The organism is Nocardiopsis yanglingensis (genome assembly GCF_045809185.1).
In the GTDB taxonomy this organism is placed as follows: Bacteria; Pseudomonadota; Gammaproteobacteria; order Xanthomonadales; family Xanthomonadaceae; genus Stenotrophomonas; species Stenotrophomonas yanglingensis.
In genome coordinates this window covers 26753-46267 of record NZ_JBJNRH010000006.1, presented here as the reverse complement: position 1 = coordinate 46267, position 19515 = coordinate 26753, and the positions used below count along the sequence as shown (strand labels likewise).

15 protein-coding genes and 1 tRNA gene are annotated in these 19515 nt (G+C 61.3%); 8 read left to right on the top strand and 8 right to left on the bottom strand.

The window, feature by feature from the left end:
• The first annotated feature begins 32 nt into the window (after positions 1–32).
• The 4 genes from ACJ7C5_RS10435 to ACJ7C5_RS10420 all read left to right on the top strand — a co-directional run bounded on the left by ACJ7C5_RS10435 (position 33) and on the right by ACJ7C5_RS10420 (position 5463).
• The gene (locus tag ACJ7C5_RS10435; protein ID WP_412703834.1) at positions 33–3008 is read left to right on the top strand and encodes a TonB-dependent receptor; all 2976 of its coding nucleotides are present in this window, start codon (positions 33–35) and stop codon (positions 3006–3008) included.
• 65 nt (positions 3009–3073) lie between these two features.
• Positions 3074–4429: a Gfo/Idh/MocA family protein gene (locus ACJ7C5_RS10430; RefSeq protein WP_164089820.1), complete on the top strand. Its 1356-nt coding sequence runs from the start codon at positions 3074–3076 to the stop codon at positions 4427–4429.
• A 156-nt stretch (positions 4430–4585) separates the two neighbouring features.
• Positions 4586–5005, top strand: a complete 420-nt coding sequence (locus tag ACJ7C5_RS10425) for a hypothetical protein (protein ID WP_412703833.1) — start codon at positions 4586–4588, stop codon at positions 5003–5005.
• Entirely contained in the window at positions 5002–5463 is a 462-nt protein-coding gene (locus tag ACJ7C5_RS10420; protein ID WP_412703832.1) for a hypothetical protein, read from the top strand. Before ACJ7C5_RS10425 ends, ACJ7C5_RS10420 begins: the two co-directional genes overlap by 4 nt.
• 51 nt (positions 5464–5514) lie before the next feature.
• On the opposite strand, the gene ACJ7C5_RS10415 is transcribed toward ACJ7C5_RS10420, so the two are convergent.
• From ACJ7C5_RS10415 to ACJ7C5_RS10380, 8 genes are all read right to left on the bottom strand, one after another.
• Positions 5515–5591 (bottom strand) — tRNA-Arg (locus tag ACJ7C5_RS10415).
• 161 nt (positions 5592–5752) lie between these two features.
• Positions 5753–6658, bottom strand: a complete 906-nt coding sequence (locus tag ACJ7C5_RS10410; RefSeq protein WP_412703831.1) for a heparin lyase I family protein — start codon at positions 6656–6658, stop codon at positions 5753–5755.
• A 23-nt stretch (positions 6659–6681) separates the two neighbouring features.
• Positions 6682–8025, bottom strand: coding sequence for an O-antigen ligase family protein (locus ACJ7C5_RS10405; RefSeq protein WP_412703830.1), 1344 nt, complete (start codon positions 8023–8025; stop codon positions 6682–6684).
• A 6-nt stretch (positions 8026–8031) separates the two neighbouring features.
• Positions 8032–9312, bottom strand: coding sequence for a lipopolysaccharide biosynthesis protein (locus ACJ7C5_RS10400; protein ID WP_412703829.1), 1281 nt, complete (start codon positions 9310–9312; stop codon positions 8032–8034).
• 8 nt (positions 9313–9320) lie between these two features.
• Positions 9321–9803: a glycosyltransferase gene (locus ACJ7C5_RS10395; protein ID WP_412703828.1), complete on the bottom strand. Its 483-nt coding sequence runs from the start codon at positions 9801–9803 to the stop codon at positions 9321–9323.
• Positions 9800–10189, bottom strand: a complete 390-nt coding sequence (locus ACJ7C5_RS10390; protein WP_019336798.1) for a glycosyltransferase family protein — start codon at positions 10187–10189, stop codon at positions 9800–9802. The genes ACJ7C5_RS10395 and ACJ7C5_RS10390 overlap by 4 nt, the downstream gene beginning before the upstream one ends.
• A gap of 56 nt (positions 10190–10245) precedes the next feature.
• A complete protein-coding gene (locus tag ACJ7C5_RS10385) occupies positions 10246–11349 on the bottom strand; it encodes a glycosyltransferase family 4 protein (RefSeq protein ID WP_412703827.1) in 1104 nt (367 codons plus the stop codon).
• Between the two features lie 24 nt (positions 11350–11373).
• The gene (locus ACJ7C5_RS10380; RefSeq protein WP_412703826.1) at positions 11374–12540 is read right to left on the bottom strand and encodes a nucleotide sugar dehydrogenase; all 1167 of its coding nucleotides are present in this window, start codon (positions 12538–12540) and stop codon (positions 11374–11376) included.
• Positions 12541–13156: 616 nt separating this feature from the next.
• Between ACJ7C5_RS10380 and ACJ7C5_RS10375 the strand changes: the two genes are divergently transcribed.
• The 4 genes from ACJ7C5_RS10375 (at position 13157) to ACJ7C5_RS10360 (ending at position 19293) form a co-directional block, all read left to right on the top strand.
• Positions 13157–15382, top strand: coding sequence for a polysaccharide biosynthesis tyrosine autokinase (locus ACJ7C5_RS10375; RefSeq protein WP_412703825.1), 2226 nt, complete (start codon positions 13157–13159; stop codon positions 15380–15382).
• 107 nt (positions 15383–15489) lie between these two features.
• A complete protein-coding gene (ubiA, locus tag ACJ7C5_RS10370) occupies positions 15490–16383 on the top strand; it encodes a 4-hydroxybenzoate octaprenyltransferase (RefSeq protein WP_049461703.1) in 894 nt (297 codons plus the stop codon).
• A 133-nt stretch (positions 16384–16516) separates the two neighbouring features.
• Positions 16517–17731: an IS4 family transposase gene (locus ACJ7C5_RS10365; protein ID WP_412703824.1), complete on the top strand. Its 1215-nt coding sequence runs from the start codon at positions 16517–16519 to the stop codon at positions 17729–17731.
• Positions 17732–17868: 137 nt separating this feature from the next.
• On the top strand, positions 17869–19293 hold the full coding sequence (locus ACJ7C5_RS10360; RefSeq protein WP_176510700.1) for a short-chain fatty acid transporter: 1425 nt from the start codon (positions 17869–17871) through the stop codon (positions 19291–19293).
• Positions 19294–19515: the final 222 nt, after the last annotated feature.

The window sequence follows — 19515 nt, the reverse complement described above, 5'->3', positions numbered from 1 at the left end:
TCGCGCCGCACCCCTGCCAGGAGAGAACCCCGATGTTGCCCGCACGCCACCACCGCCCCCCCTGTCGTTCGATTGCTCCGCTGTCGCTGGCCATCGCCGGCGCGCTGCTCTCGGTCGCCGTACCTGCCTTCGCCCAGGAGAGCAAGGACAAGGCCACCGACCTGGCCCGCATCGAGGTCACCGGCTCCAACATCCGCCGCACCGACGTTGAAACCGCCTCGCCGGTGCAGGTGATCAGCAAGCAGGACATCCAGAACATGGGTGCGCGCACGCTGCTGCAGGTGCTGGACAACCTGCCGGCCGCACGTCCGGCGCAGCAGGATGCACGTTCGCTGTTCACCGGTTCCGACGGTGCCTCGCAGGCCAACCTGCGTGGTCTGGGCGCACAGGGCACGCTGGTGCTGCTGAATGGTCGCCGCCTGTCGTACTACGGTGCACCGGCCGGCTTCCAGACCCAGTTCGTCAACATCGATGCGATCCCGGCTGCGGCCATCGAGCGCATGGAAGTGCTGACCGACGGCGCCTCGGCGGTGTACGGCACCGACGCGGTGGCCGGTGTGATCAACGTGATCACCAAGCGCAACTTCCAGGGTGCCGAGGTCAGCTTCACCAACGACACCTCCTCGCGCATCGACTCCTACGGCGAGCGCCAGGCCAGCATCACCGCCGGCTTCGGTGACCTGACCGAGAACCGCTTCAACATCTACGGCGCGGTGAACATGTACCGCCGCGACGCGATCCCGCTCAGCGACTTCTACGACAAGCGGCCCGACCAGTACTACGTCAACAACCCGAACTACCTCAACAACCTGCGCCTGGGCGTGGGCAGCAAGCCGGGCGAGTTCAACCCGGGCAGCTACTTCGCCTTCGATCCGGTCACCGGCCGTCGCGTGCAGGAAGCTGCGCCGGGCTGCAAGAACGTGCTGACCAGTGAAGCGGCCGGTCCGCGTTGCGTCTGGGAAACCTGGATGAACAACGAGATCGATGCCGGCGCCAAGTCCGAGCGCAACACCGCCTACCTCAACGGCACGTTCCTGGTCGGTGACAGCACCGAGATCTTCGCCGAGGCGACCTACACCGACATCGACCTGCGCGCCAACGGCGGCACGCCGCGCACCTACGGCACCACCACCGGCAACCCGACCAGCTGGTTCTCGCGCAATACCGGCAACACCGTCAACCAGTTCCTGTACCCGTTCCTGGGCCCGAACAACGAGTACAACCACGCCAGCCCGGAAATGAGGGCGATGATGGGCGGCGTGGTCGGCCTGAACTACCTGCTGCAGGATGCCGGCCCGAACTACTTCGGCCAGCGCAACACGGACAAGAGCTACCGCGTGCTGGCCGGTGCGCGTGGCAACCGGGGTGACTGGAACTGGGAGACTGCCTTCGCCAGTGCCGGTACCCACTCCACCACGTACCAGACGATCAACGTCAACATCAAGGGCTTCGAGAAGGCGTTCGGCCCGTACTCGGTCGATCCGACCACCGGCCGCGTGATCATCTCCGACCACCCGGCGTACAAGTTCGGCGAGATCAGCGAAGCCAACGCCGCACTGATCCGTGAAGCGTTCCCGACCTTCGACATCCAGTCGTGGACCCGCCTGCACACCCTCGACGGCAAGATCGAAGGCCCGCTGTTCCAGCTGCCGGCAGGTGAAATGCGCGCTGCGTTCGGCTTCAACGCCAGCCGCGAAACCTTCTACACCCCGGGCAACGCCGATGCGGCCAACGGCCTGATTTCCCAGCAGGGCGGCTCGTGGTTCGACGGCAAGCGCAATACCTACGCGCTGTTTGCCGAGACCGTGGCACCGATCACCGACAAGCTGGAACTGGATGCGGCGGTGCGCGTGGACAAATACCCGAACTTCAGCGCCAACGTCGCGCCGAAGATCGGCTTCAAGTACCAGGCATTCGACCAGCTGATGCTGCGCGGTACCTACTCGACCGGTTTCCGTGCACCGAGCCTGGCCGAATCCGGCAACGGTGGCGTGTTCGCGCAGCTGGGCGGCTACCGTGACGAGCTGCGCTGCAACGAGACCAACGCCATTGCCAACCTGCTGCTGAAGTCGCAGCGGCCGGGTGATGTCGACCTGGGCAAGACCCTGCTGAACGTCGACTGCAGCCGCACCGTGGCCCGCATGACCCAGCCGAACAAGGACCTGAAGCCGGAGAAGGCGAAGATCGCCACCCTCGGCTTCGTCTACGAGCCGGCAACCTGGCTGTCGGTGTCGGCCGACTACTGGTTCATCTATCGCGACAATGAAATCGTCGCGCCGGACTACCGCCGCATGGAAGACATCATCTCCTCGTCGCGCTCGCCAATCACCGACAGCGACCGGGCCAACCTGGCGCAGCTGGCGGCGATGTGTGCCGACCCGGCCAGCGGCGTGAGCTGCCCGGCGAACCTGCCGGGCTACTCCGCCGGCAACGTGGCCAGCGTGGTGGGTCAGTACAAGAACCGCGGCAAGACCCTGATCGACGGCTTCGACATCGATGCGCGCAGCCGCTTCTCGCTGGGTGACTGGGGCAACCTGAACATCGGCCTGGCCGCCACCATCGCCAACCGCAACCGCTTCTACATGGACGCCGAGAACGGCTGGTACTACGGCGACGTGGTGGGCTACTACAACAACCCGCGCCTGCGTGCCACGCTCAACGCCGACTGGACCTACAAGCAGGTGACCACCAGCATGTTCGTCAACTACGTCGGCGGCACCAAGTGGGCCACCGACCAGGTTGATGAGGTGAGCAACAACAAGGAAACCTGCACCGGCGGCTACCTGGCCCTGCAGAAGAGCAAGTGTGATGGTGCACCGTCGTGGTGGACCGCCAACATGAGCGTCACCTGGCGCCCGGATGATGCGTGGAACCTGAGCTTCACGGTCAAGAACCTGTTCAATCGCCTGCCGTTCTACGACCCGAACAGCTTCCTGGGTGACTCCAGTGACTACGCGACCATCTTCGGTCGTGGTTACAGTGTGACTGTCGGTTACCGGTTCAAGTAATTCCGTTTGCGTGACCTGGCGTGCCGGCTTCGGCCGGCACGCTGCCAAGAGGAGAGATGTTTGCCATGAAGCGTAGGGAATTCATTGCGGCCAGTGCCGCTGTCGCCGCCAGCAGCCTGTTGCCGCAGACCCCGGCATGGGCACGCGGGCGCAAGGTGCGCCTGGCCATGATCGGTACCGGCATGCGTGGCCTGGTGCTGCTGAAGGAACTGGTGCGCCGCGACGACGTCGAGGTTGTCGCCGTCTGCGATATCGAGCCGATCATGCTTGGCCGCGCCGTGGAGATGGTCAGCAAGGCCGGCAAGCCGGCACCGAAGACCTACGGTCAGGATCGCGACACCAATGCCTGGAAGCGCCTGCTGGAACAGAAGGGCATCGATGGCGTGATCATCGCCACGCCGTGGGAGTACCACGCGCCGATGGCGATTGCCGCAATGCAGGCTGGCGTGGCCGTGGGCTGCGAAGTGGTGGCCGGCATCACCCTGCAGGACCACTGGGACGTGTTGAAGACCCAGCTGAGCACCGGCACCCCGTACATGCTGCTGGAGAACGTCTGCTACCGCCGCGACGTGATGGCCGCGCTGCAGATGGTGCGCCAGGGCCTGTTCGGTGAGCTGGTGCACCTGCAGGCCGGCTACCAGCACGACCTGCGCGGCGTGAAGTTCAATTCCGGCGACCCGAACCAGCCCTACGACAGCGGCGTGGAATTCGGTCCCAAGGGCTGGAGCGAAGCCCGCTGGCGCACCGAGCATTCGGTGGAGCGCAATGGCGAGCTGTACCCCAGCCACGGCATCGGCCCGTGCGCGATGTATACCGGCATCAACCGCGGCAACCGCTTCACCCACATCAACGCCTTCGCGACCAAGGCGCGCGGACTGCACGAATACACCGTGGCCAAGAGTGGCGGCACCACCCATCCCAGTACCAAGGTGAAGTTCAAGCTGGGCGACATCGTGACCACCACGCTGGCCTGCGAGAACGGCGAGACCATCCTGCTGCAGCACGACACCTCTTTGCCGCGTCCGTATTCGATGGGCTTCCGCGTGCAGGGCACCAAGGGCCTGTGGATGGATGTGAACCATTCGATCCACATCGAAGGCCGCAGCCCGCCGCACCAGTGGGAAGAGTTCAAGAAGTACCAGGACGCGTACGAGCACCCGCTGTGGAAGCAGAATGCCGAGACCGCTGCCAGCGCCGGCCACGGTGGCATGGACTGGTTTGTGATCCATGCATTCGTGGAAGCGCTGAAGGCCAAGGCGCCGATGCCGATCGATATCTATGACGCGGTGACCTGGAGCGCGATCACGCCGTTGAGCGAGCAGTCGATCGCCAACAGCTTCCAGACGTTGGAGTTCCCGGACTTCACTGCAGGTGCGTGGAAGCAGCGTAAGCCGATTTTTGCGTTCGATGGGAAGTACTGATCTGCTCTGTGCAGAGTCGAGCCATGCTCGACTGGTTTTGAACACAACGCCGGGCATCGCCCGGCGTTGCTGTTTGTGGCGCCCCCCTGCCACGCCCATGCTAGGCTCGGCTTCGTGCCGGACAGTTGATGTCAATCGACAGAGAGGAGCTGCCTGATGCGCCTGCCGACCTTCACCTGTCCACGTTGCGGCGCTGCCGGGCAGCGGTTTCCGCTGCTTTCCGCATCGAGACGGCAGGCGAAGACGGCATGCAGGGAATGTGGCGTGGTGCTGCGCTCGGATCCCCGCTTGGGTCTGCACACGTTCTACCTGCTGTATACGCAGATCATCGTGCTGCTGGCTGCATTGCCCATGATCTGGGCCTATGCCTTGGGCCGATGGTTCTGGTTGGCTGTGATCTGGGCCGTGGTGCTGGCGTTGTGCTGGGTCCCCGGCTCGATCAGGCATGCGCGAAGTCCGATCGTGCGCGCCTGGCGCGATCCCGATTACAGCTATGCGCGCAGGCCGGGTGCTTCCACTACGCGCGCTGCTGCAAACGCTGGGCAGGGTAGCGACGTGCCAGGTGCCAGCCCATGATCCGGCCGATCATTGCCCTCCTGACCGCAAGCCTGGCCGCGTGTGCATCGCACCCAGCCGATGCCGTGCAGTGCCCCGAGGCCACGATCACCTACATCGGCAGTGAAACTGTGGATGCCGTGGTCCTTGGCAGGTTCCAGATCAGTACGGAGGGATCGCAGGCACTACGGCTGCCGCTGGCCAGCGTGGATCGTCAGGCACATGCACACGCGGTATCGACCGATATCCGGGACGAACACGGTCTGGCCTGGCGTCCCTTTAGTGTTGTTCTGGAAGAGCTCAAGCCGCCGGCTGCGGACCTGGTGGTTGCACGTGGTGAGATTGAAACTTTCCTGTACGACGGCAAGGGCGCCTTCCTGCCCGGGGCGGTGCAGAAAGGGCAGGAGCTTTCCATCGTCGTGCGCGATCTTCAAGGTTGCGCACATCGCTCGATGCCGTTCGCTCCTGAGCCGCGTTGACGTGGAAGCGCAAGCGAGAGGCCCGGAGTGACGGGTACGAGCAGGGGAAGATGGCGCGCCCGGAGGGATTCGAACCCCCGACCAATGGCTTCGGAAGCCACTACTCTATCCGGCTGAGCTACGGGCGCGTTGTACTGCAGAGAGCGAGACTGGCGCTCCCAATCTGAGGATTGTACGTAGTTTTCCCCGAAGTACCAACTGCTGGCCCCAGTGACTGCTTGACCTGGTCCACGCTGATCCCAGTCGCGTCTGGCTATGCATGCCTGTCAGCCGACTTCAACACAGTCAGCTAGCCTCTCGTGACCCCGAGCTGCCTGAAGGCAGCTTCCTCGGTACCTGGAATCGGGTCATTTGGCTTCGCGGGTATCATTCGTACGTCGCGGAACGAGATGCGCTTCTCAGCAAGATCAGAGCGCTCTGGGCAGTAGAGCCCGAACTTTACGAACAACCCGCGCCTGTCGTTGAACCCTATGCCGCCGGTCTGTTCAAAGGCTTTACCGTTCATCCATATCTTGATGTGCCCGTTGTAGTAATCAAACGTCTGATGGACGACTACCTCGTTCCATTGGCCGAATCTGACAGCGCCGAGTTGAACAGTCCCCTTGTTGGTGTAGATGAATCCAGACGCGTCTTTGGGGGTGACCCGCTCACTGCTTGACCGGTAGTCATACTGGATGTTCCGGCCGCGAATGACGAAACTGGAAACGGGGTTTCGCCACTCTTCTCCGAGGTCGATGTCAGGCATGCTGTGGTACTGCAGGATGATTGAGAACCGTGAATCACCTGCAAAATACTTCTCGTCTGCAAAGAATTTGAAGGATAGCCACTGCTCCTTGAGCCAAGGCATCGGCTTTGTTCTGAGTTCAGTGCCCTTTGTGGCGCGCGTACCGTCCCAGTCAGCCATTCTCCAGTCGAAATCGTAAGTCGTGCCGCTTCCCGCGTCTGAGGCGTTGCCTGAGCCGGCTGCTCGAAGTGAAGGCGTCGTCTTTATCGAGTAGCTGAAAGGGGCCTCACGTTGAAGCTCCGGAATCCCATCTACAGACGCTTGGCTGGCCCGCACGCAGCCTGCACTGAGCGGAGCCGTCGCAATGAGCAGGAGGATGGCCGCGCGAACAATTACGGGGTTCTCGTTCCAGCAATTCATGTCCTGTAGCCTGTTCTGAATGGTCCGTAGCCGATTGTCAGCAATGGGCATGGGTCTTCAGTGCCCAATGGGCGTCACCGCGCCGCTACGTTGAAGTCTGGTGTGCGCCACCAGGCGAAAAACCCCATGCACATTGCCATGTAAGGTGCCGCAAGTCCGCTATAGATGACGTGTCCTGCAGTGACACTGACCGCCAGTAGTATGGTGGAAAAAACCAGGCCAGTGGAAAGGGCTGGACTCTTCCTCAATAGTGCAGTGGTGGATTTAAAGAAGAGCGCAAGATAGGGCAGGTAGTAGATCACGAGGCCTGTGATTCCAAATCCGCCGAGGATGTCCAGAACATCGATCTCAACGGGGTGCCCCAACCGAACAAGCATCTCGTGCCGGCCGGGTCCGAACAGCGATTCTACAATGGTGTAGTCGGCCCACACGTTATCGAGGAAATCCCGGGCAAACTGGTCTCTTCCGCTGAAGATGACGAACAAAAGACCAAATTCGTCGAAGAAGTACTCCATACGCGCCAGCAGCCCGGTGCGTTCGATCAGGGAAATAGCGAATGGCGCAGCTGCAATGGCAATGATTGCAGAGAATACGCCTATCGCAAGCGCCTTCAGGGACGACATCTTGAAGGTAAGAAGTCCTCTGGCGAACTCGATTGCGGGGAATGCAAAGGAAATGATCAGAGACCCCAGCATGGCGGCCTTGGTTGCTTTGAGAACGGACGCCACAAAGAAAACCGCACAGATCAGAAGGTACTTCACCATGCTTGATCGGTTCTGGCTGTGATAGGTAATTCCGCACAGGACAACCTGACACAGCAGTAGAAGGAATGACATCTCATTGCCGGCATAGATGAAGCCGACGGCCCCGATTTGCTCGGAATCACTGTACTTGCCATACTGCGAGTAGCCAAAACCGAGAGTGCCAAGCATCAGGTTGATGAAGAGTACGGCTGACACGAAGGCGATGCACTTGTAGATCCACGATAGACCGATTCGGCCACGGTCCAGGAGTTGCTTGAAAACGTGGTATCCCAGCCAGACGATGTTGAACCTGAGCAGCCACTGGACATCCGAGGTGAGCGCCTCCAAGGTGCCATTCGGGATGATATGGATGGCAACGAAAATGATGTTGCTCAGCAAACAGGCGCAGATCGTCAGCAATCCAGATCTGGTCCGTGCGCTGTATATGAACAGCAGCAGCAGGTACGCGACCTTGAATGCCTGAGACAGCCCGGAAATGCCAATTCCTCGCATGAGGGCGCCGTTCATGGTGTCCACAACGATCAGGAACGGCGTAAGCAGCAGTATCAACTGCGCCACGATCGCCGGAACTGAATTGGTCGTCTGCCAGGCTGATCGGCCGGGCGAATCTGCGGTGATTCGGCTGTTAATCATTGTTCTGTCGACCCGGTGCATCCATGCTCACTTTTCGGTACCGCGTTCAGATCCACTAGTGCCGGTCTGGTTCAAACCCATGCTTCGGGTTATCCGCGCAACCGTGAATGCGCAGGCAGTGGTATGGATCAATACAGCTGCCACCGATGATGCGGCGAGCAGGGTGGCGGATCCAATGTAGGCGGCTGTCAGCGCCACTGCCAGCTGGATTGCAGAGCTGGCGGCGAATATTCCGGCAACACGTGATACCTGATTGTGCATGATAAGTGCAACCGAGAAGGTACCCATTGCCATGTTTGCGGCTTGGCCGAGCAGCAGTATCCGCAAGATGGTGCTGGATTGCGAGTATTCGGGCCCGAATATTGACAGTGCTTGGGGTGCAAATATGAAAAGCAAAATGATTGCCGGCAGGCCGATAAGGGAAATGCTTCGCGAGGCACTTGCTGCAACGCCCCGCAGATCCTTGATGCTGGTTGTGGCATATGTGCGTGCATAAACCGATGTGGCGGATACCATCAGAAGCTGGATTATCGCGACCAGGCGCGCGCTCAGCGCAAAGCCTGCGGCATCCGCTGAGGAGAGAAAAATGCCCGCGATGAAGGTTGGAAGCCATTGTTCGAGCGTATTGGACATGCCAATGACCGCAAACGGTCGGGTTTCACCTTCCGCAATTCTCACCTTGGCGCTTTTCGGGCCCGAAGCTGGGGGCCTCAGGGTCAGGATGGCGAATGCAGCCGCAAGCAGCCAGCCGCCCGTGTAGGCGATGGAGAAGATGAGCGCGGAAGGTGCGTACGCCAGAGGAAAAAGCAGGATTGCCAACGCGGCCAAGGCGATGGCTGATGGCAGTACGGAGATGGTCGCGGTTCCGTGGACTGCGGCACCGCTGCCTATCGCAGCAGTGCCAGCAGCGTTGGCGAGCGCGATACCTGCAATGGCGATGGACAGGATTGCAAGGCACAGAAGATTTGCATCCCAGTGCATGGTCGAATCGAGCCAGGCACCGTATGCCACAAGCAGAATGGCGAGCGCGACAGCACCGACGACGATGCGCAGTCCATACGCGGCAATTACCAAGCCGGCTGCGCTTCGTGCATCCGTACTACGTGACTCGACCGCGCCCAGCTTCATGAACGCCTTGTCGAGGCCGGCTCTGGCGAAAACAGCGAGGAGCGATGTCGCCGCTATGGCCCAGAGGACGCGACCCGCATCGTCGATATCCAGCAATCTGCCAACAAGAAGGCTGACCAGGAATGTGAAAACGGCGCCTACGCCGCGCATTCCCGAAATTCCGAGCAGTCTGGAGAGCATTGATGACTTCAAGCGGAAGGCTCCCGCTCGAGGAATTCGAAAATCCTCTGGCTGAGGTCCCCTGCTGCGGCACCCATCGAGGCTGAGACGGATGAATCCAGATTGGCCAGGTGGGCGTCAAGCTGTTCCTGGGTCTCGGCCACGCGGCATCCTGGCAGGTCACTGAAACGGCGCGCAGTGGCGAGCTGGTGCTCGTTCCTGTGCTCGCCAAGGCCCGCGCGCCGGGGAACGATGATGATTGTCTTGGATGAGAGATTGGCGGAAATGATTGTTCCCATGCCTGCATGCGAGACGATCACGGACGCCGTCGATATCACCGATGGAAATTCCATTGGCGAGATCTCCCTGGTCCAGCGCATATGGGCAGGCTGGAAATCGCCCTCGCCGATCTGGGCGAACACGTCTACATCGGGATGTGCGACTGCCCACAGATCCATCCACTGGATGAGTCGATCAAAGCCAAACTGCGTCCCCACTGTCACCAGAATCATATGACCCGCCCCATGTACTGGGCGCCCGCGCGGCTGGCGACATCCTCCCATTGAGAAAGCCACAGTGTGGCAAAGCGCTTTGCGAGCCGGCCGCTCCGCGACATCTCTTCGGCATTTGCGATGCTGTCCACCCAAACGGTCTTTGCGCCCAGTATGTGGCCCCAGAACAGCAGAGCGAATCCAGGCGCAGCGCCGGTCGAGACGATCACATGGGGACGGACGCGAAGCACGATCCAGAGCGCTCGTGCGAACGTAATCAGCAGTTTCAGCTTTGATTCCGCGGCGGCGTCGTTCACGACCCGGAACTTCTGTCCGTCGACCATGGTTTGTAGTTCGGCACGGGTCGAGACATAGGTCGTGTCATACCTGTCAAACAGCGGTCTCATGCGAAGCAGCTGAACCCAGTGCCCTCCAAATGACGCTGCTGCGATTGCTCGCTTCTTCAATTCATTGCTCCGGTTGTTTGGAAGGCATCTGTCAGGAACGCGTCCAGCTTTGAACTCACTTCGTCGGAGCTGTAGTCCATGGCCAGTGTCGATTGAATGGTTGCGACGGCATCATCACGGGCTGCGCCATCCGCAAGGAAATACAGTGTACGTTCGGCCAGCATGTCCACACCCTGTGCCGATAGCTGCTGGCTCATTTCTGGCGGAAGCAGATTCTCTGTAATGCCATTGCGAAGTACCAGCGGTAGCGCTCCACACATGGCGGCCTCGACCCAGGTCAAGCCAAGTGATTCACCCTTTCTTGTGGAGGGAAAGAGGAAGACCCTTGCCGTTCTGTAAACCTGTGCCAGTTCCGCTTGTGGCAGGGCAGGGAGAAACCTAACGCGGCCCGAAGCAATGTATTCGGCAAGTAGTAGCTGCATCTGCTCTCGCTCCGGTCCTGCGCCGACGAACAATGCAGTGGAGTCGGCACGGGTACGCAGCACCTGCAGTGAGATGTGTGCCGCTTCCATTCCGCCCTTTCCCGCAATCATTCGACCTGCAAAGGCCAAGTCCAGCGAGCGCGGTTCGGAGGCCGTGTCGTGGAAGACATCTGTGTCTACTCCGCCCGAAGGGCTGACGAAGGAGTGCTTGCCCTCAAGTGAATAGCTGGAACGGAGGCGTGCGAGAAATCCGTTGCTTGGCGCAATGACAACAGAGGCCAGAAGATTGGCAGTGTTGCAGACCAGACGCTTGAGGGCTCTACGTGCCAGGCCTTCGGACGACTCTGGGAACCCGTCGCTACCGTGGTAATGAAGGATGATCGGGAGCTTCCAGTTGAACAACTTTGCAAGGATCACAGGTGGAGCGGAATGACTTACGTAGTGTACGTACACCGGGTGTCGCTGTTTCAGCAGCTTCGTGAAGGCGCTGGCATAGAACAGGGCGTAGCCTTTGAGTCCACTGCCAAATTCCGGCAGCACGATGGTTTCGGTCTGCCAGCCTCGCTTGGCCAGATCGTCGCTGGAGTTCTTGACGAATGTCCCGAATGACGGATTTTTCCTGGAGGGAAACAGGTTCGCGACATAGGTTATTTTTTTCAGTTTCTCAGAACTGGCCATGGCTGCTTCAGGGCTTCTCTCTAATCAGTCATTATTGAAAATATCGCGCGTGTAAACCTTGTGCAGAACATCTTCCAGTTGCTGGTCAACGCGGTTTGCAATAATGACGTCAGACTCGCTCTTGAATGCGGCAAGGTCGTTGACCACCGCCGAATTGAAGAAATCGCCGCCCTTGATTGTAGGTTCGTGGAGAATGACCCGAATGCCCCTCGCCTTGATCCTCTTCATTACTCCCTGTATCGCAGAGGCGCGGAAGTTATCCGATCCCGCCTTCATGATCAGCCTGTAGATGCCGACTACATTGGGCTTCCGCTTTATCACTTCGTCTGCGATGAAGTCCTTGCGCGTCCGGTTCGCCTCCACGATCGCGTGGATGAGGTTCTGCGGAACGTTGCTGTAGTTTGCGAGGAGCTGCTTCGTATCCTTGGGGAGGCAGTATCCGCCATAGCCGAACGAGGGATTGTTGTAGTGATTGCCAATCCTGGGGTCCATGCCGACACCCTCGATGATCTGCCGTGTATCCAAGTTGTGGCTTGCTGCGTAGGTATCAAGTTCGTTGAAATACGCGACGCGCATTGCGAGGAATGTGTTGGCAAAAAGCTTGATTGCTTCCGCTTCGGTCGGATCCGTGAACAGGATCGGCATATCCTTGCGGATGGCGCCTTCTTTCAGGAGTTCGGCGAAGACACTGGCGCGCTCCGAACGCTCGCCGACGATGATACGGCTGGGATACAGGTTGTCATGCAGTGCCTTCCCTTCCCGCAGGAACTCTGGCGAGAAAATAATCTTGTCGCTGCCGGTCTTCAGTCGCAGCGCATCAATGCAGCCGACGGGAATCGTTGACTTAACAACCATGACCGCATTGGAATTAGCGGCCATGACGTCTGCGATCACCGATTCAACTGAACTGGTATCGAAGTAATTGGTTTCGGTGTCGTAATCGGTTGGAGTTGCAATGATTACGAACTCGGTATCCTCGTAGGCTTGTCGAGCATCTGCCGTTGCAGTGAGATTGAGCGTACCCGTGGCGAGGTAGCTTTCAATCTCACGGTCCTCGATGGGGCTGCGTCGGGCATTGATCAGCGCCACACGATCGGCATCGATGTCGACCGCCACAACTTCATGATTCTGTGCCAACAGCACAGCGTTGGAGAGTCCAACGTAACCCGTGCCAACCACGGCGATTTTCATTTCAATTCCTTTTGTATCAACTCTTGGTAAAAACGGGCCGGGGCGAGCCGGGTGTTGAAGGGCACCTCATCGCGGGTGTTCTTACTGTGCACATTCAGAATTCAGTTTGTTCTGCGATGGCAATCAGAGGCAGCGGGATGCCTTCTGCTCGGGGCGAGAACTTTTGGAGGCGCGAATCCTACTACACGTCGCACGTCCGGCGGGCTTGCCATGGGTGGCTGTTGCCCGCCGGCGCGTCTGTGGCGAGCCGCCCGACTGTCGACCGTGGCTGTTCAGGTTTTCGCCAGGCCAGTCGGAGGTCAGTGGCATGGAAACCGCAGCGGGCTGGGCTTTTTGCTTGCTCCGAGGCAGGACCGGCATGTTCGTTCACGTGGCACCTCGCGCACTTTCGAGAGGCTTGCGGTTCGCCGTCGTACCCTAATGGGGTAGACTGACCGGCTAGGCAGGGGAGCGCCTGGGCTCTGGGAAGCGTGCGAATGGTCGATCAATGGCGTGTGCAGGCTGTGGAAGCCCGTTGCTCACCGTTGCCCCAGGTGTGAGCCGAAGCCTTCGAAGGCTGGAGTACCCAACAGGCAGACGGTGCCAATGCCGCTGCTCTTGAACTGAAGTGGAAGCGATGACGAAGCAATCGGAATCCCGAGTTGTCAAGGAAGATGAGATCGACCTGCGAGATCTGCTGGGTGCACTGCTGGACCGCAAATGGCTGGTAGCAGGGTCGGTCGCGGTCTTCATGGTTGTTGGTGCCCTGTACGCGATCCTTGCTGCCCCCATCTATCAGGCGCAGGCGCTGGTTCAGGTCGAGTCGAAGATGCCCAGCATTCCGGGGCTTGCAGACCTTGCATCGTTGGGTGGAAGCGGCAGCACGGCTTCGACCACTGAGGTGGCCTTGCTGACCTCGCGCACCGTAATCGGTACGGCCGTCGATCAGCTCAACTTGGAAGTCCAGATTGAGCCGAAGCGATTCCCGCTGTTCGGAAATTTCATCGAGCGACGCTTCAAGCCCGAAAATGAAGGCGACGTTGCCGCACCCAAGCTGGGCATGGCCCGCTACGGCTGGGGTGGGGAGGTCTTGGGTATCCAGCGACTGGACGTTCCTGCGACTCTGATCGACACGACGCTCTTGCTGGAGGTTGGCGATACCGGCAAGGATTTCGTCCTGTTCGATGAAGAGGGCGATGAGCTGCTGCGTGGTCAGGTCGGCTCCCAGGCCAAGGGCAGAGGCGTAACTCTGGAAGTGGACTCGCTGCGCGCCAACCCGGGTATGCAGTTCAAGGTGACCCGGCTGCGTCGATTGGACGTAGTGGCCCTGCTGCAGACGGAATTGTTGGCTTCCGAGCAGGGCAAGGATTCCGGCATTCTGCTGTTGACCTACCGGGACACTGATCCGCTGCGCGCCGAGGCCCTCGTCCAGCACGTAGCCGACGCCTACGTCCGCCAGAACGTTGATCGCAGCTCGGCCGAAGCAGCCTCCCAGCTGCAGTTCGTGAAGGACCAGCTGCCAACCATCCGTCGCCAGGTGGAGCAGGCGCAGGCTGCCATGAGCGCTTATCAGTCCCGCTCCAAGTCAGTCGACATCACCATGCAGACCAAGGGGCTGCTGGAACAGGAAGTGGCCGTCGAGGCCAGCATCCAGCAGCTGCGCCTGAAGCAGGCTGAGATGGATCGCAGCTTCACGCGCGAGCATCCGGCCTATCGTGCGCTGCTGAAGCAGATTGGTGATCTGGAAGCCCGCAAGGGCGGCTTCCAGAAGCAGGTCGGTGACCTGCCGGAAACCCAGCAGGAACTGCTGCGCCTGACGCGTGACCTGCAGGTCAGCAACGAGCTCTACACGGCGCTGCTTAACCAGGCGCAGCAGCTGGACGTGGCGCGTGCGGGTGCCGTGGGCAACGTCCGAATCGTTGACCCGGCCATCGTCGATATCGCCAATCCGGTTGCTCCCCGCAAGGCGCTTATCGTCGCCATCGCCACGCTTCTCGGCGCATTCCTCTCGGTCGCCTTCGTCTTCCTCCAGCGCATGCTGAACCCCGGCATCGAAGACCCCGCCGAAATCGAAGCTCTGGGCCTGCCGGTCTATGCCGCCATCCCACTCAGCGTGTCCAACACGCTGCCCAAGCTGCGCAAGGGCAAGCATGGTACACGCGTGGTGGCCGACGGTCGCCAGCACTTGCTGGCGGTATCCGCGCCAGCCGACCCGACTGTGGAGGCACTGCGCAGCCTGCGTACCAGCCTGCACTTCGCGATGCTGGAAGCGAAGAACAACATCCTGACCATCTCGGGCCCGCGCCCGGGCGTGGGCAAGACCTTCGTGTCCACCAATCTGGCCGCGGTCATCGCGCAGGCGGGTCAGCGTGTGCTGGTCATCGATGCCGACATGCGCAAGGGCACCCTGCACAAGATCCTGGGTGTGTCGCACCAGAAGGGCCTGTCGGACGTTCTAGGTGGCAAGCTCACTGTCGAGGACGTGATCCATCCTGTACCTGGCCTGGATCACATGCACTACATGGTGCGTGGTGACATTCCGCCGAATCCCGCCGAACTGCTGATGCACCCGCGTTTCGCGCAGCTGCTGCAGGAAATGTCCGGCAAGTACGATCTGGTGATCGTCGATACCCCGCCGATCCTGGCCGTAACCGACCCGGCGCTGGTCGCCACTCATGCCGGCTCGAGCCTGCTGGTCACCCGTTTCGGCGTGAACCAGGCCAAGGAAATCGAGCTGACGCTGCAGCGCTTCGAGCAGAATGGCGTGCAGATCAAGGGCGCGATCTTCAACGCGGTCGAGAAACGTGCCACCGGCTATTACAGCTACGGCTATTACGAGTACAAGTCCGACGAGAAGGCCTGACCACTTCGCAGGGTAGGACACCGGGGCCCGGTGCGCGCAGGCGCATCGGGCTCTGTCTTTTCCAGGGCCGCGCCGCAGTCCTTCCAGCGCAGGAGTATCCTATCGCCATGGCTGATACCCCCCTCACTTCGCCGCAGTCGCCGGCGACGCCGCGTTGGCGGCATTACTGGAGTCTGATGCGCGCTGATCGCCCGATCGGCACGTTGCTGCTGCTGTGGCCCACCTGGTGGGCGTTGTGGCTGGCCGCAGGCGGCCTGCCGCCGCTGTGGACGCTGTTCGTGTTCACCGCCGGCGTGTGGCTGACCCGCTCGGCCGGTTGCGTCATCAACGACTACGCCGACCGCTGGCTCGACCCGCATGTGGAACGCACCAAGGCGCGTCCACTGGCCACCGGTGCGATCAGTGGCCGCGCTGCGCTGGCACTGTTCGCGGTGCTGATGCTGGTGGCGTTCGGCCTGGTGCTGACCCTGAACGGGCTGACCATCGGCCTCAGCTTCATCGGCGTGTTCCTGGCCGCCAGCTACCCCTACCTGAAGCGCTACACCCACCTGCCGCAGGTCTACCTGGGCATGTCGTTCGGCTGGGGCATCCCGATGGCCTTCGCTGCGGTGCAGGGCGAGGTACCGATGCTGGGCTGGCTGCTGTATGCCGGCAACATCCTGTGGTCCACCGCCTACGACACCTGGTATGCCATGGTCGACCGCGAGGACGACCTGAAGATGGGCTCGCACTCCACCGCGATCCTGTTCGGCGATCTCGATCTGGTCATCCAGGGCGTGCTGTACGCGCTGTTCCTGGCCACCATGGCGCTGGTCGGCGTGCGCGGCGGGCTGGGTGGGTACTACCTGGCCGGCGTGGCGGTGGCCACCGTTCTGGTGGTGTACGAGTTCTGGATCTGCCGAAACCGCGAGCGCGGCCCGTGCTTCAAGGCGTTCCTGCACAACAACTGGGTGGGCGCCGCGCTGTTCGCCGGCATTGCCGTGGATCTGGCGCTGCGTTGATTGCCCGGGGTCGGATCCTGAGGTATCCCCACGTTTTCCTCAGACAGAGCAATGGCTTACGCATCAGGCTCTGGAAACAAGTGCGCGCATGCCGCAGCCTTCAAGGTGACTAAACCAAAAGAAGAATGCGGTCATGCGCGCCAGCCAAGTATTGCAGAAGTGCTTGCCCAACTCACTATCGGCCATGCATGTCCTGCGCATGCGGGCCCTTCTCAGCGCGGTGCAAGCGCTGATCGTTGGGCGACGGTTGACCTTGACCGATATCGCTCGAGCGTGGCCTGGGGCCGAGCGTGTACGAGCTCCCCTCAAGGCGTTTGATCGCCTGTTGGGAAATCGGCATCTACATGGCGAACGCAGTGCCATTGAGGCCGACATGGCTCGCTGGCTGCTACGTGGCCCACAGCCGGTCATCCTCATCGACTGGTCTGACTTGAAGCCGGACAAAAGCTGGTGCTTGCTTCGCGCGGCGGTTCCCGTGGGCGGCCGCACGCTGACGCTGCTGGACACGATTGTTCGCGGGAAAGAACAAGGCTCCGCCGAGGCCGAGAGGCATTTTCTGCAGCAATTGCGCAAGCTTATTCCAGAAGGGGTAACTCCGATTCTGGTGACCGATGCTGGGTTCCGGACCCCTTGGTTTCGCGCGGTTTCTGCGCTGGGCTGGCACTGGGTGGGGCGTCTGCGTGGGGCAACACGCATCAAACTTCAGAAGGCTCCCAACTACCCGGAACACTGGCATGACAGCCGCACCCTGCACGCCAAGGCCAGGACCGCGCCACGCGAGCTCCCACCATCGCTGGTCAACCGCAGCTCGCCGCTGGCCTGCCGCGTGGTGGTGTGTTCCAAAACGCGTAAGGGCCGCAAAAAATCCACCCGCCGTACTCCACAGCAGGCCTCTCGTTCGGCGGTGAGCCTGAAGGCTGCCGCTCGTGAGCGAGAGCCTTGGCTTATCGTGGCCGCGCCCGAATTGAGTCAGGCCAGCGCTCGACAGTTGGTTAACCTCTATGCCCGCCGGATGCAGATCGAACTGGCCTTTCGAGATCTCAAATCACACCGCTACGGGCATGCCCTGGAAGACAGTCTGACCCGGCAAGGGCCCAGGCTGCAGATCCTGCTCCTGATCAGCACGCTGGCCACCTTCGTCAGCTGGCTGGCCGGCTTGGTGTGTGAAGCGGCAGACATCGCCCACTGGCTTTGGCCCAGCAAAAGCACCCGCAAACGCTATTCCACCCCACGCGTTGGGCGTGAGGCACTAGTCAGAGGCTGGCCCCTAGGACCACCGGCACGGTGGCTTGATCTTCTGCGCTCGCCCCCAGGGAAGGCCTTGGACCAAATGACTTTGCTGCCATGAAAACGTGGGGATACCTCAGGGTCGGATCCCTTTTCCTGTGGGAAAGGGCTCTGACCCCGCCACCTACGACCAATAGGTGGCTGACAGCCCGCATCCCACCGCCCAGAATCGATCCATCGAACCTGGGAGGGTAGGCGATGGCCTCGACGGCAGCAGTACAGGACGGCTGGATGGCGCGCGCGGCGCTGCGCTCGGCGGCCTGGGCGGAAAAGTGGTTCCCCGATGCGTACGTGTTCGCGGTGCTGGGCGTGGTCATCGTCGCGCTGGCCGCGATGGGCTTCGGCTCGACCCCGCAGGCCACCGCCAGCGCCTTCGGTGACGGCTTCTGGAGCCTGATCCCCTTCACCATGCAGATGGCCTTCGTGGTCATCGGTGGCTATGCCGTGGCCACTGCACCGGTGGTCGCGCGCTTCATCGACTTCCTGGCCCGCGTGCCGCGCACCGGTCGTGGCGCGGTGGTGTACGTGGGCCTGGTCAGCATGCTCGCCTCGTTGCTCAGTTGGGGTTTCTCGCTGGTGTTCGGCGGCCTGCTGGTGCGTGCGCTGGCCCGCCGTACCGAACTGCGCATGGACTACCGCGCGGCCGGTGCGTCGGCGTATCTCGGCCTGGGTGCGGTGTGGGCGATGGGGCTGAGTTCCTCGGCCGCGCAGCTGCAGGCCAACCCGGCGAGCATGCCGCCGGGGCTGGTGGAGATCACCGGCGTATTGCCGTTCACCGAAACCATCTTCCTGTGGCAGTCGATCGCGCTGACCTCGGTACTGATCCTGGTCTCGCTGCTGATTGCCTGGCTGACCGCACCCGCCGCCGGCAGTGCGCGTACCGCTGAGGATTTCCCGGGCGCCGCGCAGGCCGAGCCGGAGCCGCTGCAGCGCCGCACGCGCCCGGGTGAGTGGCTGGAATACAGCCCGCTGCTGACCGTGCTGCTCTCGTTGCTGGCGTTCGGCTGGCTGTTCAACGAGTTCGCCAACAAGCCGGTGGTCACCGCCATCGCCAACCTCAATACCTACAACTTCATGTTCATTTCGCTGGGTCTGCTGCTGCACTGGCGGCCGCGCAGCTTCCTCAATGCGGTCGCCAAAGCGGTACCGAGCACCACCGGCGTGCTGATCCAGTTCCCGCTGTACGGTGGCATCGCGATGATCCTCACCCACGCTGCCGGCGGCGATGGACAGACGCTGGCGCACCGGTTGTCGAGCCTGTTCGTGCACGTGGCCAGCACCGATACCTTCGCGCTGGTGATGGGCGTCTACTCGGCGGTGCTGGGCTTCTTCGTGCCCTCCGGTGGCGGCAAGTGGATCATCGAAGCGCCGTACGTGATGCAGGCCGCCAACGAACTGAAGGCACACCTGGGCTGGGCGGTGCAGGTCTACAACGCAGCCGAAGCGCTGCCGAACCTGATCAACCCGTTCTGGATGCTGCCGCTGCTGGGCGTGCTGGGCCTGAAGGCACGCGACATCGTGGGCTTCACCTTCATCCAGCTGCTGGTGCACATCCCGCTGGTGCTGGGCCTGCTGTGGCTGCTGGGCATGACCCTGGCGTATGTGCCGCCGGTGATGCCCTGAATGCAGGGTTGGCTTCCCTGCGTGAGCCGGGAAGCCAACCTGGTTCAGCGCGTGTTTCCGGCTGCGAACGCCATGAATGCGTGCAGGCTGACGATGGCATGAGCACATGCCGATCCCGCATGAATCCTTCAGGCGCTTGTGCCACAAGGGCTTCTGCGCGTTCATTCACATGCGTACACACAGATGTAGCCGCCCCCCCACGCGTGATTAACCATTCGCTGC

What these genes read in the sequence shown, in the direction of transcription:
- ACJ7C5_RS10400 (WP_412703829.1), bottom strand. Translation starts at nt 9,312, where the DNA reads ATGCTCTCCAGACTGCTCGGAATTTCGGGAATGCGCGGCGTAGGCGCC.
- ACJ7C5_RS10390 (WP_019336798.1), bottom strand. Translation starts at nt 10,189, where the DNA reads ATGAGACCGCTGTTTGACAGGTATGACACGACCTATGTCTCGACCCGT.
- ACJ7C5_RS10365 (WP_412703824.1), top strand. Translation starts at nt 16,517, where the DNA reads ATGCGCGCCAGCCAAGTATTGCAGAAGTGCTTGCCCAACTCACTATCG.
- ACJ7C5_RS10385 (WP_412703827.1), bottom strand. Translation starts at nt 11,349, where the DNA reads ATGGCCAGTTCTGAGAAACTGAAAAAAATAACCTATGTCGCGAACCTG.
- ACJ7C5_RS10380 (WP_412703826.1), bottom strand. Translation starts at nt 12,540, where the DNA reads ATGAAAATCGCCGTGGTTGGCACGGGTTACGTTGGACTCTCCAACGCT.
- ACJ7C5_RS10360 (WP_176510700.1), top strand. Translation starts at nt 17,869, where the DNA reads ATGGCCTCGACGGCAGCAGTACAGGACGGCTGGATGGCGCGCGCGGCG.
- ACJ7C5_RS10405 (WP_412703830.1), bottom strand. Translation starts at nt 8,025, where the DNA reads ATGCACCGGGTCGACAGAACAATGATTAACAGCCGAATCACCGCAGAT.
- ACJ7C5_RS10435 (WP_412703834.1), top strand. Translation starts at nt 33, where the DNA reads ATGTTGCCCGCACGCCACCACCGCCCCCCCTGTCGTTCGATTGCTCCG.
- ubiA (WP_049461703.1), top strand. Translation starts at nt 15,490, where the DNA reads ATGGCTGATACCCCCCTCACTTCGCCGCAGTCGCCGGCGACGCCGCGT.
- ACJ7C5_RS10395 (WP_412703828.1), bottom strand. Translation starts at nt 9,803, where the DNA reads ATGATTCTGGTGACAGTGGGGACGCAGTTTGGCTTTGATCGACTCATC.
- ACJ7C5_RS10420 (WP_412703832.1), top strand. Translation starts at nt 5,002, where the DNA reads ATGATCCGGCCGATCATTGCCCTCCTGACCGCAAGCCTGGCCGCGTGT.
- ACJ7C5_RS10375 (WP_412703825.1), top strand. Translation starts at nt 13,157, where the DNA reads ATGACGAAGCAATCGGAATCCCGAGTTGTCAAGGAAGATGAGATCGAC.
- ACJ7C5_RS10430 (WP_164089820.1), top strand. Translation starts at nt 3,074, where the DNA reads ATGAAGCGTAGGGAATTCATTGCGGCCAGTGCCGCTGTCGCCGCCAGC.
- ACJ7C5_RS10425 (WP_412703833.1), top strand. Translation starts at nt 4,586, where the DNA reads ATGCGCCTGCCGACCTTCACCTGTCCACGTTGCGGCGCTGCCGGGCAG.
- ACJ7C5_RS10410 (WP_412703831.1), bottom strand. Translation starts at nt 6,658, where the DNA reads ATGCCCATTGCTGACAATCGGCTACGGACCATTCAGAACAGGCTACAG.